The organism is Aquibacillus koreensis (genome assembly GCF_025154055.1).
Lineage (GTDB): Bacteria > Bacillota > Bacilli > Bacillales > Amphibacillaceae > Aquibacillus_C > Aquibacillus_C koreensis.
In genome coordinates this window covers 18,012-32,481 of record NZ_JAOALK010000048.1, presented here as the reverse complement: position 1 = coordinate 32,481, position 14,470 = coordinate 18,012, and the positions used below count along the sequence as shown (strand labels likewise).

Here is a 14,470-nt window from a genome sequence, read left to right as displayed (position 1 = left end):
AGGTCACACCTGTTCCCATGCCGAACACAGCAGTTAAGCTCTTCAGCGCCGATGGTAGTTGGGGCATTGCCCCTGTGAGAGTAGGACGTCGCCAGGCTTTTATCCATTATTCCACAGTAGCTCAGTGGTAGAGCAATCGGCTGTTAACCGATCGGTCGTAGGTTCGAGTCCTACCTGTGGAGCCATATGGAGAGCTGTCCGAGTGGTCGAAGGAGCACGATTGGAAATCGTGTGTGCGGTCAACACCGTACCGAGGGTTCAAATCCCTCGCTCTCCGCCACTTTAACAAAACTCTTTTTATGGCCCGTTGGTCAAGCGGTTAAGACACCGCCCTTTCACGGCGGTAACACGGGTTCGAATCCCGTACGGGTCACCATTAATACAGTGGAGGATTAGCTCAGCTGGGAGAGCACCTGCCTTACAAGCAGGGGGTCGCAGGTTCGAGCCCTGCATCCTCCACCATATTATAACTTTATACTTTATATTATCGCGGGGTGGAGCAGTCTGGTAGCTCGTCGGGCTCATAACCCGAAGGTCGTAGGTTCAAATCCTGCCCCCGCAACCAAATTACTTTCACTTACTACGTTGGAATTGCTTCACTGCTAGTGAAAAATACGTAGTACTTGAAAAGTGCAACCAAAAAATCATATCATTGGTCCGGTAGTTCAGTTGGTTAGAATGCCTGCCTGTCACGCAGGAGGTCGCGGGTTCGAGTCCCGTCCGGACCGCCACTTTTATAAAAATATGTATTGGCTCGGTAGCTCAGTCGGTAGAGCAACGGACTGAAAATCCGTGTGTCGGCGGTTCGATTCCGTCCCGAGCCACCACTTTTATTTAGTGGAGGGATAGCGAAGTTGGCCAAACGCGGCGGACTGTAAATCCGCTCCCATCGGGTTCGTAGGTTCGAGTCCTACTCCCTCCACCACTTAAATTTCAAAAAAAGTTGATCTAATATCATAGGGGTATAGTTTAACGGTAGAACGAAGGTCTCCAAAACCTTTGGTGTGGGTTCGATTCCTACTACCCCTGCTCTTTATATTTATTTAGTCGACATTCGTTCTTAAAAACATGATTGTCGCTTTTTTATCTCTAATGGCGGTTGTGGCGAAGTGGTTAACGCATCGGATTGTGGTTCCGACATTCGTGGGTTCGATTCCCATCAGCCGCCCCATTTATATTGGCCCATAGCCAAGCGGTAAGGCAACGGTTTTTGGTACCGTCATGCGCTGGTTCGAATCCAGCTGGGCCAGCCATTATATTTGCGAAAGTAGTTCAGTGGTAGAACACCACCTTGCCAAGGTGGGGGTCGCGGGTTCGAATCCCGTCTTTCGCTCCAATCGAGGCGGTATAGCCAAGTGGTAAGGCAGAGGTCTGCAAAACCTTTATCACCGGTTCAAATCCGGTTACCGCCTCCAATTCTTATGCCGGTGTGGCGGAATTGGCAGACGCGCACGACTCAAAATCGTGTTCCTTCTGGAGTGTCGGTTCGACCCCGACCACCGGTATCTACTTTATACACACAAACTACAAATTATTATTATCGTAAGAGATAAGACAGGTTATTACCTGTCTTTTTTTGTGTTCTATTTTAATTAATTAACCTTTATTAATATCTGAATGTGCCCATAATAGCGGAGATATTTTAGTATCTACGTTAAACTAATAACAATATATGGGGGTGAGCATATTTGGGGAAAATAATTGATTTTTTTTGGCATAAGGTCGCGATGCTTGCAATGATGTTCTACTATTCAATATTTTTTACAACTATATGTTTGCCTTTAATGTGGTGGCACTATAGAATTCAAACAACAAATTATTATATCCTTTCAGTTTTCACATTATTTCTTGGTGGCTTTGTATTCAACATAATTCTAACAAAGATAAATCCTATAAAAGTGGAGGATATAAGGGAGGGCTTGCCAAAGAGTTTTGTCATCAAGATATTTGTAGGAAAGTTTGTTTTATATTTAGTATCTGGTTATGCCATTGATGTATTAACTGAAAATGTTTTTCTAAGCATATATTTTCTCATGTTTCTAATGTCAGGGGGATATTTATGGTTTTGTATTCTTCGGGGTTATATATTAGCAAGAAACAATAATAAAGATTGTGAACTCAATAGCAGTATTACTTGGCAAGGAAAGGTATTGCTATTTAGTGTCCCGATTTCTTTGTTAATAGGATATTTAATACTACTTTAATTACTTATTCAGCTGACTCTAGAGAGACAATGAAAGGATGAAAGTTCATGAATAATAACATGGAGTTAAAAATAGTAATTGGAGATAAACTCCAACATTTACTAAAAATTAATGGTCTTAAAATTGTTCATCTAGTTAAATATTCCAATATTAGTGAGACAACTCTTCAAGATTACTTGGATAATGTAAGAAGCCCGACATTAGAGGATTTAGTTCAGTTAGCTGAACTATTAAATACTTCAATAGATTATATAATGGGAACTTCGGATTTTATTTTGGACACGTGGGACTGTGATTTTTTAGGAGAGTTTATCCAATATTCATCAGTAAAAATTAAAGAACATTTCGAAGATAGACAGAATTTAAAAGTTCCTTATGGAGTTAACCTTGATACAGTGTTATTTGGACTTTTAACTTATTCATCATTATCAAGATCTGGGAGGTCTTTTGAAGATTTGAGCGAGGATGAAATTAATGTTAAAAAAGAAGCCTTTACAGAGATAATGTCAATTTTTAATTCTTGTATTACGATAAGTAATCAAGATTGTTTTGATATAAAAGAATTGAGAGCTTTGAATAGAAATATTATTGATTATTTGTTTGGGGATTTTAGTTTTGTTTATGAAAGAGTATTAAAAGGCTTAGATAATAATCCTGAAACAACAGAAGGAGATAGAATTCAGTTATTGAAGGCTGCTATTAATCAAAATATGGAAAGTAGTCAAATGGCTCTTAAATTATTAAGGGGCTTATCAGGTTCTGAAGAAGTAAGGTATTAAAATGTACAACAATCAACTCTATTTAAAAATCGGAAGTAACTTAATGATAAGGGTCAATAGTTTTGAATTAAGGAAAGAACATGAAGGTTGTAAGATACTACTAAGGATGGAAACTTCTCCAGTAAATAAGTCAATCAGTTTAAATCACAGAATTGCTACAATCAAAAAGATAACTACTGAAAATGTATTTGTTAGAATGGAAAGCAATAATGTATTTGCTATTATAATGGAGAGAGAGATTGAATGTCTGCTTATCGAATTAAAAAGGAATAATGATACGTAGCGTAAACTTTGCTAAAGAGAAGAATAAGCATTGGGTTGAGCTATACCCAATGCTTATTCTTAAGGTTTCAGGATTGCAGTACAATTGTCTGTTCTTCAGGTTTTATTTCTTTCTTCTGTGCTTGTACATCTACAATATCCCAACCCAAATCTATAAGATCTAATTCATGACCTTCTAATGCTTCTTCTCGTATTGCTACACATAACAAATGAGATGGGCGTGACATACCTACATATGCAAGTTTTAGTATTTGTTCTTGGCGTTTCTTTGGCTTAGTATGATTTCCTTTTAGGTAGTCTATTATCTTACCTTGATCAAATTCGTAAACATAAGCAAAAGTTTCTAAATATAATGTAGCTGTATGTGTTTCTCCTTTGACACCATGAATAGTGTCGATATTAATAAGTATGTTCTCTCCATTTTCTGATACATAAAGGTAATCACTTTGTTTCTGGACGTTGGCTACACTTTCCTGTTCATCGTTTGGAACCTCTAGATTAGGGGTAAAGTAATTAGATAAATTTTCTTTTGAAACTGTTACCTCGAAATGAGATAAAAACTCATTACTTAAAAAACTTTTTAGGTCAGCTTCAATGTTAATACCAGAATTTAATTTTAATGTCCAGTCTGTCATTAATTTTTCAATATCACTAAAGCCTTTTTGTAATTTATTATCGAGATAATCTATAAGACTTTTTCCTGTAAAATAACGAGAGTCATTTTTAATATTTAAGTGTCGTAGGAAGTTTATAAAGCATTTAATGAATGTTTCTCTATAGTCTTTTGCAAACGTAGAGTTTAGTTTGTTTAAATGATTAATATAGGCATTGAAAGTTGTTGCTTTCTCTAAAGGCGACTTTTCTCTTTTATTAAAATAGGGCCAGTAGCTAGGAATAACGATTTTTTCGCCATCATTATTATGTGTAACTCTTCCTACAGCTTTAAATGTATGGTTACCTTCTTGTACAAGGTTATTATTTACGATTAATTCTCCAAAGGTAGAGAGAACTCTATGAATATTTTCTTTATTAAATTTAATAATGGTAGGCTTTAACTCTCGAATGGTACCATTTCCCTTTAAATCTTGTGGACTGACACAGATGTTTTTTATTGAATTAGCGATTGATTGTGAAAACCTTAAACTATTTTCTATTGAAAGTGGTTCTCCCTGTACAAAGTTATTAACTTCAACTGAACTATTTTCCTCATATATTGCTTGATTTCGATCACCATAGAATTGAGTAACAACCTTATTAAAATCAAATATACTCTGAATAACTTGTTGTTGCCTAGAGGATGTGTCTTGCATTTCGTCTATAAACAAATACTTAAATCTTCCAGAAATTATTGTTTTAATTTCTGGGAAAGTTTTGATATATTCTTCTGCTAGAGCAAACGCCTCTTGGAATGTTAAAATTCCGCGTTGAAGCACTCTATTCTTAAGAGCAGATAGAAACCTATATGTAGGAGTTCCCTTTCTATAAACCTGTTCTAGTGGCTTTGTACCCCACATTAAAATTAGGTTATCTTCATGATAATCTAAACGTAATAGAGTATGTACAGGGGAGTAGGCAGCTTTTTTAATAATGTTATCTCTATATCCTTTAAAAATTCTATTGAATTCTTTGTAAAATTCTTCTTTGTAATACTCATTGTCGATGATGTGGATTTCCTTTTTGAAAAAGTATTGATAAGCAGGAATCGCTAAATATTTATTAACAAAGGACTGAATGGTTGAGAAGTTATTTGGATAACTAAATAGTCTAGAATTGCGATTACCTATTTTGTTCTTAAGTTCATCAATAGCAACGTTAGTGTGTGTGAGAACACAGATCCCTTGATTATGATCTAGTGGTAATTTTCTTTCTAATATTAACAGTTTTGCTAACAGAGTTGTTGTTTTACCGCTACCGGGACAAGCAATAATATCTTTAGATGATAAGCATTTAATCACATTTCTTCTTTGAACATCAAAACTTAGACCGCTAGGGAGTAATATTTCTTCTGCCCATTTAATTTCTTCATCAGTTATTTCATACACTATTCATTCACCTCACTAATGCCCGCACCATATCTAATAGCGTTAACAAGATACTTTAATAGTGGGTCGGTAAGTATTTGTGTTTTAGTAGAAACTGGGTCTTCTTTAAATTTCTCCAGTAAAATATCAGAGAGACATTGTGCAATTATTGCTTTGGAAACTTTTGCATTTTTCTTTGTTATGATATTTTCATAGATTTCATATGCAACTCGTTCAGATGGATAATTTTTGTCTTTCCAGAATTGCTTATATTCAGTTATTTCTTCTTCAACTTTGTCCTTCTTAGTATCAGTAAGCCCAACAGAATCACTATTTTGTATTTTTTTTGCCCATAATACCGCTCTAAGAATATCCTCTTGAAAAGTACTCCTTGCAAAGTCATGTTCTAATGTCCAATGTGGAGAAATAAATGCTTTTACATTTTGTTGAGTTAATCTAGCTGTTATCCCTTCTCTTTTTACTTCAATAGTCTCAAGGGTTGGATCAATTAATTGGTCCTGAGTGTTTATTTCAGGTTTAATATCCAAATCTGTTATACATGCCACTGGAATATTAATAGTTCCGTTCTCAGTATTTGCCCTAATAAATATTCTTGAATAACGTAGAAATGCTGTACTCCCTACATTAAGAACTGTGATACCGTTCTTAGATAATGGTAAACCGATTATTTGTGCAATTGTAGGAATAAGAATATTTTCAGCATCTCCTTCAACCATAATAACTCCTTGTGCAAAGAATAAGTCTGCTTTGGTAGAATCTAAGAATCTTTCCAAAAATAAATAATCTCCTTTAAGAAGTCCAGTCTCATCAGAATTTAGAGAGAACACTTTATCATCTTGACATATAAACATAGATTCTAGGGGGATTTTTGAAGCTAATGATGTACTATGTGTAGTAAGGATTAGTTGTATATCACTCTCATATGATCTCTTCTGTAAAAAGTCAATTAACCTCATTTGTGCTTGTGTATGTAAATGAGCTTCAATCTCTTCAATAAGTGCTAATTTAAGCCCTTCGTAATCTTTTTGCTGAAGAGAGAGTAATTCTGTTGCAATAAATAAAATATTATGTGAACCAAGCCCGGGTTTAGCATCTTCAAGATTTAATTGTAAACGTTCTAAAATACTTTTTAATTTAATATCAGAGATGTTGAATTGTGACTTTAATATATTTCTGTTACTAGAGAAGTTTTCAAGGTACTCATTTATTTCCTTTAATATTTGTGCACCGGTATTCTCTTCAGTAGCATGCTCCAAAACAGGTTTATCAGTATCGACTTTATTTTTATCGATAAAATAATCCATTATTTTATCGTTAGCTTCTTTAATTGCATTTACTAGTTCATGTTCTTCCTCGTTTTCGAATGCAGAGTGATTAATAAGTACTTGGGAAAGCCTTGAATTTCTTCTTGAGGTCATCTCATTTTCAGCATCTCTCAACGGCTTAAGGTAAGTAGTTTTTAATAAGTTTTTTGCCTCACCGTTTAAATACTTTCCAGTATCAATTCCTCCAGCTGAAATATCGTAAAATATTTTTTTATCTTTTCTTTTTGCAGAAAATAAAACTTTTAAACTGTAGGTGGGTGTATCACCAATTTTATCTACATGGAGCCATTCTAAAAAGTTTTTTGCTTCCTCAACGTTAAAACCACTGAATACACAAATAATGTTAATTTCAGTTGCTCTCTCTTCTTCATCTGCACCTTTTGCCAAATGGAAATCCTCAATATTTAGTCTAAGATAATCATTGTTATGTGTAGAAAGAACAAACTTTATCGCCTCAACGATAGTACTCTTTCCTGAATCATTTTCTCCAACAAGTACATTTAAGTGCTTATTAAAATTTAAGTTAAGTCCGGGATTTCCGTATTTACGAAAGTTTTTTATTGAAAGTTCCGACAGATACATATAAAACACACTCCCATATATAAGTTCATAACACATAAGAAAAATAACTTTGATAACTTGAAAACTAGTACTAAATACTTTCCTCTAACCGTTTAAGTGCTTTCTCATATGCTAAGTTTCTTTCTTTTTCTTCCCAATCTAGTTTTTGTAAGATTCGTTGCCAATATATATTACCTTCTTCAGCATAAGATTTTGCAGTTTCCCTCCATAAAAATGCTTCGGCTTCTTCTAAAACAACAAGAAAACGACTATGTAACTTTAAATGAGGCATTCCATCTTCTTTAATTAATGAATAAATAGTAGAAGGACTGGTTCTAAAATAGTTTGCAGATTCTTTAATAGTTAATATGGTTCGACCATAATATCTCTCTTTATCTATTTTTGTTTGGCTCAATATTTCTTTAGAAAAATCATCTAGTTCTTCTCTTATAATTTTTCTTATAACCTCATCTATCAAAATAGGGTCCTCCTTTTTGGACTGGAATTCTTCAATATCGGATTGAACAGTTTTCACATCCCAATTATTTTCTGGATCAGTCCAGCCGTTATCTTTAAAATCTTTAATAGTTTGTGCGATATCTTTTTCATCAAATAACAATCTTGATTTCACTCTTAAATGTGGCATTGCTCTTGCATATGTTAGCTGTCTTAGAGTATAGGTTCCGATTTCTGTCATGGATGATACCTCTTTGATAGTTAAATAATTTCTTTGGTCCTTAACTGTTTTATCATTAAGTTTGTTAAGCAGTTGGGAGATTTCAGTTTGAACTATACTCTCAATTAGGTATTCAAAAGAGTTGCTTGGATACTTATCCAACGAATTACCTCCTTCCAAAAAATGTTACTGTTTTAATGATAGAGTATCATACTAAAGCCTCAAATACATAATAGACGTGGAAGGTTCTTCTTTAATAAATTGTTTAGAGAAATTGCTAGTATTATAGTACAATTAAGTTGGAATTAAATTAGGAGGAAAGTCCATGAACAATATTAATATTAATCAAATTATTAGTTATATCTGGGGGATTGCCGATGACTATTTAAGGGATGTACTAGTTAGAGGTAAATATAGAGATGTAATACTACCAATGACAGTCATACGAAGAATCGATGCCCTTCTTGAACCAACTAAAGCAGAGGTTGAAAAGGTGCACCATTTCTTGAATGAAAAGGGTATGGTAAATCAAGATGCAGCGTTACAGAAAGCATCGGGTTATGTTTTCTATAATACTTCAAAGTTTACATTACGTAGATTATTAGATGAACCTAGTCAAATTCGAGAAAATTTTGAAACATATATTGCAGGATTTAGTCCCAACGTTCGTGAAATTGTACAAAAATTTAAATTTCATAATCAACTAGAAACGCTTGAAGAAGCAAATGTATTATTTAAATTGGTAGAAAGATACACCGAACCAGATTTGAAATTAGAAAAATTAACTAGTCTTGATATGGGTTACGTGTTCGAGGAACTAATTAGAAAGTTTAATGAAGAAAACAATGAAGAAGCTGGGGAACACTTTACCCCACGTGATGTTGTAGCTTTGATGACACATTTAATGTTTGAACCAATTGCTGATAAAATTGAGAGTTCTGACTACCTTATATACGATGGTGCTTGTGGAACAGGTGGAATGCTTACTGAATCTCAAAATTTCCTAAAAGAGTTAGCTGCAAATAAGGGGAAAAAGATAAACCTAGGATTATATGGCCAAGAGGTTCAACCAGAAACATATGCAATTTGTAAGTCTGACATGATGATTAAAGGAAATACCCCAGAAAATATTAAATATGGATCAACATTATCTAGTGACCATTTTGCAGATATGAAATTTGATTTTATGATAATGAACCCTCCTTACGGAAAGAGTTGGAAGGTTGATAAAGATGCATTAACCGATCCCGTGACAAGAAACATTGAAGATAATCGTTTCCAAATGGGTACACCTAGTTCTAGAGATGGCCAATTACTATTTATGGTAAATATGCTTTCAAAAATGAAGGAAAGTACTTCATTAGGAAGCAGAATTGCAACTATTCATAATGGTTCAGCCCTATTTACAGGTGGTGCAGGGTCAGGTGAAAGTAATATCCGAAAATGGATTATCGAGAATGATTATTTAGAAGCAATTATTGCTTTGCCAGAAAATATGTTTTATAACACAGGGATTGTAACATATATTTGGATTTTGTCTAATCGTAAGACTTCAATGAGACAGGGTAAAGTTCAATTAATTGATGCATCAAAATGGTATGAAAAGATGAGAAAAAACCTTGGACAAAAGAGTAATGAATTAAAGGAGGAACATATTCAAAATATCCTTGATTCGTATGTTAAATTTGAAGAAACAGAGGAATCAAGAATTTTTGACAAAGAAGAATTTGGATACTATAAAATTACAGTGGAAAGACCTTTACGTTTGTCAATGCAAATTAATGATGAACAAATAAAAAATATGAAAAAAGCGTTTATGGAAAATCAGAAAAAGTACAAAAAATTTGTTTCAAACATAGATCAGCTTGTAAGTTTGTTAAGAGAGACCTTTGGTTTAGAAAAACATATGAATTATAACTCTGTAATAAAAGATTTAGATAGTGCCTTAGAAGAGACCAATATAAAACTTAATAAAACGGAGAAAAAACTTTTGTTAGATTTCTTTACAAAGAGGGACAGTGCTGCTGAAAAAATAATTAAGAAAAAAGCGAAATCTACAGTAGAATATGAGCCAGATGTTGATCTTCGTGATACTGAAAAAGTTCCGCTTAATGACGATATAAATGAGTTTTTTGATAGAGAAGTTTTACCTTATGTAGATGATGCTTGGATTGATTATGATAAAACGATTATCGGGTATGATATTTTGTTTACAAAGTATTTTTATAAGTATGATGAATTACGAGAAATTAAGGATATATCAAGTGAACTCATAGAACTTGATAAAAAGTCAGAGGGATTGCTTCATCAATTGTTGGAAGAGGTGAAGTAAAATGGAGAAGTATGGAAGATACAAGGAAGCAAATTTAAATTGGATAAATAGAGTACCGGAACATTGGGATGTAGTACCAAATGTTGCCCTATTTGAAGAAAGAAGTGAAAAAGGATTCGAATATTTGCCTTTACTTGCAGTAACTATTAAAAGAGGAGTAATAACTCAAAAAGAATTATTAGAAGAAAGCGTTAAAAGAGATTCATCTAATGAGGATAAAACTAGTTACAAACATGTTTGTAAAGGTGACTTGGCTTATAATAAAATGCGTATGTGGCAAGGAGCTATCGGGGTTAGTTCCTATGAGGGAATTGTAAGTCCAGCTTATATTATTTTAAAACCAAAGATAAATATACACCCCAAATACTACCATTATTTATTCAGAACATCAGTTTACGCAAAAGTATCATATCAAAACTCTTATGGTATCCATGATGATCAACTGAACCTGAGATTTGAGGATTTCAAACGAATGAAGTCATTATTGCCACCATTAGTGGAGCAACAAAAAATTGTTCAATATTTGGATGAAAAACAAAGTGAAGTAGAAAAATTAATAAAAATAAAAAATGAGAAGGTTGATAAACTAATAGAATTAAAAGCAACAATTATAGAAAAGTACATTTTTGGTTTAGAGAATGAAGGGAATACTAAGTCTGGACCAATAACTGGTATTAAATCAATACCATCTCATTGGGAAGTAAAAAGGGGTAAATATTATTTTAAGGAAATAGATAAAAGATCTGTAACAGGAAAAGAAGAATTACTTTCGGTATCACATATTAATGGAGTTGTTCCACGTTCAGAGAAAAAAATAAATATGTTTATGGCGGAATCATATGTTGGATCAAAGCTATGTGTTCCACATGACATTGTAAGTAATATCATGTGGGCATGGGCTGGTGGAATCGGTGTATCAAGTCATAGTGGAATAGTAAGCCCTTCTTATGCTGTATATAGAATGAAAGAAGATTGTTTATTTTATAGAGAGTATTTGGATATGCTTTTAAGGTCTAGAGCATATATAGCAGAATATAATGTCAGATCAACTGGGATTCACAAATCTAGACTGAGACTGTATTCCAATGAGTTTTTTGATATCCCATTTATAAGACCCCCGTATAAAGACCAAGTTGAGATTGTTAATTTTATAAGCGAAAAGTTAGCGCATATTAATATATTAATTGATTCTGTTAATAATGAGATTGCAAAAGTTAAAGAATACTTTGATGCCTTAGTTTTAAATATGGTAACTGGAAGACATAAAGTGAGTGAAGAGAAAGGATATGGGCAAAATGGTAACTGATATGTCGGAACGAGGGATTGAAGAGATTATAGAGCTTCATCTTAATGAAAATGGATATGTTACTCGTACGTATATTAACTATGATCCCCACTACTGTATTGATAAGGAACTCCTTATGCAGTTCCTTATAACAACTCAAAGTGAAGCAATTAAGCTACTTAAAAATCGGCACGGAGTTTATTTTGAACAACGATTTTTTAAGCGAATAAGCGATCAAATAAGGAAAAAAGGGATTGTAAAAGTCCTACGCGATGGTTTTCGTGATGGAGACGTAAAAATTAAACTTTATTATAAGAGACCATCATCTGAAACCTTAAATGCACAATCTTTTCAGAACTTTCAGCAAAATATTTTTTCAGTAATGCGTCAGGTACATTACTCTGAATCGACACCTAATAAATCGCTTGATATGGTTCTTTTTATAAATGGTTTACCAGTCATAACAATGGAGTTAAAGAACACTTTAACCCGTCAAACCTTTGTGGATGCAATTCGTCAGTATAGAAATGATCGGGACCCCAAAGAAGAACTTTTTAAATTAGGACGATGCCTTGTTCACTTTGCTTTAGATGATCAAGAAGTTTATATGACAACTGAATTAAAGGGTGATAGTACAACCTTTCTACCATTTAATAAAGGCTATAATTTCGGTAAAGGGAACCCACCTAATCCAAATGGATTAAAGACTGATTATCTTTGGAAAGAGGTATTGGAAAAGAATAGTTTAGCAAACATCATTGAATGGTTCTCTCAATTAGTGGAAGAGGAAGATGAAGATACTAAGAAAATAACTAAAAAGCAGATTTTCCCACGCTATCATCAGTTAGAGGTCGTACGCAAATTACTATATAAAGTTAAAGAAGATGGACCGGGGCATAGGTATTTAATACAACACAGTGCAGGTTCAGGTAAGAGTAACTCATTAACATGGCTTGCACATCAATTATCTGAGTTTAAAAATGCTAATGGAGAGAACAATATATTCGATAGTGTGATTGTTGTAACGGATCGAAAAATCCTTGATAAACAGATTCGTGACAACATCAAGCAGTTTTCACATGTTGATGGGGTAATGGCAGCAGCAACAAAAAGTAGTGAATTAAAAGCTTTCCTCGAGTCTGGCAAAAAAATTATTGTTACAACTATTCAAAAGTTTCCTTATGTTGTGAAGGATATAGGAGAATTAAAGAATTATAACTTTGCAATAATAATTGATGAAGCACATTCATCTCAAGGAGGTAATACTTCGGGAAAAATGAATGCAGCTCTTTCAAAAGAGGATATTGAAATTGAAGAAGAAATTACTCTAGAAGACAAAATCAACGAATTTGTAGAAAGTCAGAGAATGCCTCTTAATGTGAGTTATTTTGCGTTTACAGCAACTCCTAAAAATAAGACCTTAGAAATTTTCGGTGACCAACAATCAGATGGTACTTATATCGCATTTCATAATTATAGTATGAAACAAGCAATTGAAGAAGAATTCATCCTTGATGTTTTAAAAAATTACACCACATATGAAAGTTTTTATAAACTCTATAAAAAAATAGAAGACGATCCAAAATTTGATAGTAGTCGTGCTAGAGGCAAGATGAGATCATTTGTTGAAACAAATGAATTAACAATTGCTAAAAAAGCAAATATTATGTTAGATCATTTCTTGGATCAAGTTTATCGCCCAAGAAAAGTAAATGGTAAAGCGAAAGCGATGATTGTTACACGTTCAGTTATTAGCGCTATTAGATATAAAGAAGCATTTGATCGAATACTGAAAGAAAGAAATTTAGATATTGAAGCACTTGTTGCCTTCGAGGGAAGTCGAACCATTGACGATAAATCATACGATGAATCTTCAATGAATGGCTTTCCGGGAGATAATATACGTAAGGAATTTAAAAAAGATAAATATAGATTTCTAATTGTTGCAGAAAAATTTCAAACTGGATTTGATCAGCCCCTTCTTCACACTATGTATGTTGATAAAATACTAAATAGCGTTAGGGCAGTGCAGACGCTTTCTAGGTTAAATCGTGCGTATAAACCATATAAAAATGAGACATTTGTTTTAGACTTTGCTAATACAGCTCTAGAGATAAAAGAGGCATTTGATCCTTTTTATAAGACTACAGTATTAAGTGAAGGTACTGATCCTAATAGATTAAATGATTTGTATGATGATTTAGTAGAGATGCAGGTGTTCTCTGAAGAAGAAATAATGCAAGTAATTGATAAGTATTTAGAGGGAGCTAGTAGAGAGGTTATAGATCCAATTCTAGAAGCAATGGTTGAACGTTTTAAGCAACTACCTTATGATGATCAAGTTGAATTTAAAACAAAAGCAAGAGCATTTCACCGTGCTTATTCTTTCTTGTCGCAAATCCTTCCGTACAATCAGCAGGACTGGACTGCATTAGCAACGACTGTAAAATATTTGTTGCCTAAACTACCTAAACTGTCTGATGATGATCTATCAGAAGGGATACTGGAAGCTATAGATATAGATAGTTATCGAGTAGATCAAAAAGAGATGCAGAACATTACCTTGGAAGGAAATACTGAATTAGATCCCGCTTCAACGGGTGGGTCAAGTGTCATAAAAGACCCACAATTAGAGTATTTAAGCGAAATTGTGCGGGACTTCAATGAAAAGTTTGGTAAAGACCTGACTGAAAATGATTCGATTCGTAAATTTATGATGGAAGAGCTTCCTCAAAAAGTAGTTGAAAAAGAAGAATACCAGAACACGAAGAATCACTCGGATCGGCAAAATGCCAAAATTGCTTTCAAGCGAATTATGCAGGAAGTTTTTCAAGATTATATGTTTGATCAGTTTGATATGTATCAGAAATTTACAGAGAATGAAGAATTCCGTGAATGGTACACAGATAAAATGTTTGAAATGGATTATAGATTTGAAGGGGATAATCCATCCTAATAAAAAGTGCCCTAAGCTGATGCAAAGG

The 14,470-nt window shown here is 33.7% G+C and carries 8 protein-coding genes, 14 tRNA genes and 1 rRNA gene; 20 read left to right on the top strand and 3 right to left on the bottom strand.

Annotated elements, in window-relative coordinates; genetic code table 11:
• From rrf to NYQ66_RS13895, 17 genes are all read left to right on the top strand, one after another.
• Nucleotides 1–97: ribosomal RNA gene (rrf, locus tag NYQ66_RS13975) — 5S ribosomal RNA — on the top strand; the annotation flags it as partial.
• Nucleotides 98–110: 13 nt separating this feature from the next.
• A tRNA-Asn gene (locus tag NYQ66_RS13970) sits at nucleotides 111–185 on the top strand.
• Nucleotides 186–188: 3 nt separating this feature from the next.
• Nucleotides 189–280, top strand: a tRNA-Ser gene (locus NYQ66_RS13965).
• A gap of 21 nt (nucleotides 281–301) precedes the next feature.
• Nucleotides 302–376, top strand: a tRNA-Glu gene (locus tag NYQ66_RS13960).
• A 10-nt stretch (nucleotides 377–386) separates the two neighbouring features.
• Nucleotides 387–462: transfer RNA gene (locus tag NYQ66_RS13955), tRNA-Val, on the top strand.
• 26 nt (nucleotides 463–488) lie between these two features.
• Nucleotides 489–565 (top strand) — tRNA-Met (locus tag NYQ66_RS13950).
• 89 nt (nucleotides 566–654) lie between these two features.
• Nucleotides 655–731 (top strand) — tRNA-Asp (locus NYQ66_RS13945).
• A 20-nt stretch (nucleotides 732–751) separates the two neighbouring features.
• Nucleotides 752–827, top strand: a tRNA-Phe gene (locus NYQ66_RS13940).
• Between the two features lie 12 nt (nucleotides 828–839).
• A tRNA-Tyr gene (locus NYQ66_RS13935) sits at nucleotides 840–925 on the top strand.
• Between the two features lie 33 nt (nucleotides 926–958).
• Nucleotides 959–1,029: transfer RNA gene (locus NYQ66_RS13930), tRNA-Trp, on the top strand.
• 66 nt (nucleotides 1,030–1,095) lie between these two features.
• A tRNA-His gene (locus tag NYQ66_RS13925) sits at nucleotides 1,096–1,171 on the top strand.
• Between the two features lie 7 nt (nucleotides 1,172–1,178).
• Nucleotides 1,179–1,253, top strand: a tRNA-Gln gene (locus NYQ66_RS13920).
• An 8-nt stretch (nucleotides 1,254–1,261) separates the two neighbouring features.
• Nucleotides 1,262–1,336: transfer RNA gene (locus NYQ66_RS13915), tRNA-Gly, on the top strand.
• A gap of 5 nt (nucleotides 1,337–1,341) precedes the next feature.
• Nucleotides 1,342–1,415 (top strand) — tRNA-Cys (locus tag NYQ66_RS13910).
• An 8-nt stretch (nucleotides 1,416–1,423) separates the two neighbouring features.
• Nucleotides 1,424–1,505, top strand: a tRNA-Leu gene (locus NYQ66_RS13905).
• Between the two features lie 183 nt (nucleotides 1,506–1,688).
• A complete protein-coding gene (locus tag NYQ66_RS13900) occupies nucleotides 1,689–2,204 on the top strand; it encodes a hypothetical protein (RefSeq protein ID WP_259870305.1) in 516 nt (171 codons plus the stop codon).
• Between the two features lie 47 nt (nucleotides 2,205–2,251).
• On the top strand, nucleotides 2,252–2,983 hold the full coding sequence (locus NYQ66_RS13895; RefSeq protein WP_259870303.1) for a helix-turn-helix domain-containing protein: 732 nt from the start codon (nucleotides 2,252–2,254) through the stop codon (nucleotides 2,981–2,983).
• Nucleotides 2,984–3,333: 350 nt separating this feature from the next.
• Here NYQ66_RS13895 and NYQ66_RS13890 read toward each other — a convergent pair whose 3' ends face one another.
• From NYQ66_RS13890 to NYQ66_RS13880, 3 genes are all read right to left on the bottom strand, one after another.
• Nucleotides 3,334–5,307, bottom strand: coding sequence for a UvrD-helicase domain-containing protein (locus NYQ66_RS13890; RefSeq protein WP_259870301.1), 1,974 nt, complete (start codon nucleotides 5,305–5,307; stop codon nucleotides 3,334–3,336).
• Nucleotides 5,307–7,214, bottom strand: a complete 1,908-nt coding sequence (locus tag NYQ66_RS13885) for an ATP-dependent nuclease (protein WP_259870300.1) — start codon at nucleotides 7,212–7,214, stop codon at nucleotides 5,307–5,309. The genes NYQ66_RS13890 and NYQ66_RS13885 overlap by 1 nt, the downstream gene beginning before the upstream one ends.
• A gap of 70 nt (nucleotides 7,215–7,284) precedes the next feature.
• Nucleotides 7,285–8,031 (bottom strand): MerR family transcriptional regulator, encoded by a 747-nt coding sequence (locus NYQ66_RS13880; protein ID WP_259870298.1) that lies wholly within the window; start codon nucleotides 8,029–8,031, stop codon nucleotides 7,285–7,287.
• A 163-nt stretch (nucleotides 8,032–8,194) separates the two neighbouring features.
• Between NYQ66_RS13880 and NYQ66_RS13875 the strand changes: the two genes are divergently transcribed.
• From NYQ66_RS13875 to NYQ66_RS13865, 3 genes are read left to right on the top strand one after another with little or no spacing between them, the layout of a single operon-like run.
• The gene (locus NYQ66_RS13875; protein WP_259870296.1) at nucleotides 8,195–10,201 is read left to right on the top strand and encodes a type I restriction-modification system subunit M; all 2,007 of its coding nucleotides are present in this window, start codon (nucleotides 8,195–8,197) and stop codon (nucleotides 10,199–10,201) included.
• 1 nt (nucleotide 10,202) lies between these two features.
• Nucleotides 10,203–11,507 (top strand): restriction endonuclease subunit S, encoded by a 1,305-nt coding sequence (locus NYQ66_RS13870; RefSeq protein ID WP_259870294.1) that lies wholly within the window; start codon nucleotides 10,203–10,205, stop codon nucleotides 11,505–11,507.
• Nucleotides 11,497–14,442 carry a type I restriction endonuclease subunit R gene (locus tag NYQ66_RS13865; protein WP_259870292.1) on the top strand — a complete coding sequence of 982 codons (2,946 nt, stop codon included), beginning with the start codon at nucleotides 11,497–11,499 and terminating at the stop codon, nucleotides 14,440–14,442. Before NYQ66_RS13870 ends, NYQ66_RS13865 begins: the two co-directional genes overlap by 11 nt.
• Nucleotides 14,443–14,470 lie beyond the last annotated feature (28 nt).

Excerpts from the sequence above, each read along its gene's own strand:
- NYQ66_RS13870 (WP_259870294.1), top strand. The coding sequence starts at position 10,203 with ATGGAGAAGTATGGAAGATACAAGGAAGCAAATTTAAATTGGATAAAT.
- NYQ66_RS13885 (WP_259870300.1), bottom strand. The coding sequence starts at position 7,214 with ATGTATCTGTCGGAACTTTCAATAAAAAACTTTCGTAAATACGGAAAT.
- NYQ66_RS13865 (WP_259870292.1), top strand. The coding sequence starts at position 11,497 with ATGGTAACTGATATGTCGGAACGAGGGATTGAAGAGATTATAGAGCTT.
- NYQ66_RS13875 (WP_259870296.1), top strand. The coding sequence starts at position 8,195 with ATGAACAATATTAATATTAATCAAATTATTAGTTATATCTGGGGGATT.
- NYQ66_RS13895 (WP_259870303.1), top strand. The coding sequence starts at position 2,252 with ATGAATAATAACATGGAGTTAAAAATAGTAATTGGAGATAAACTCCAA.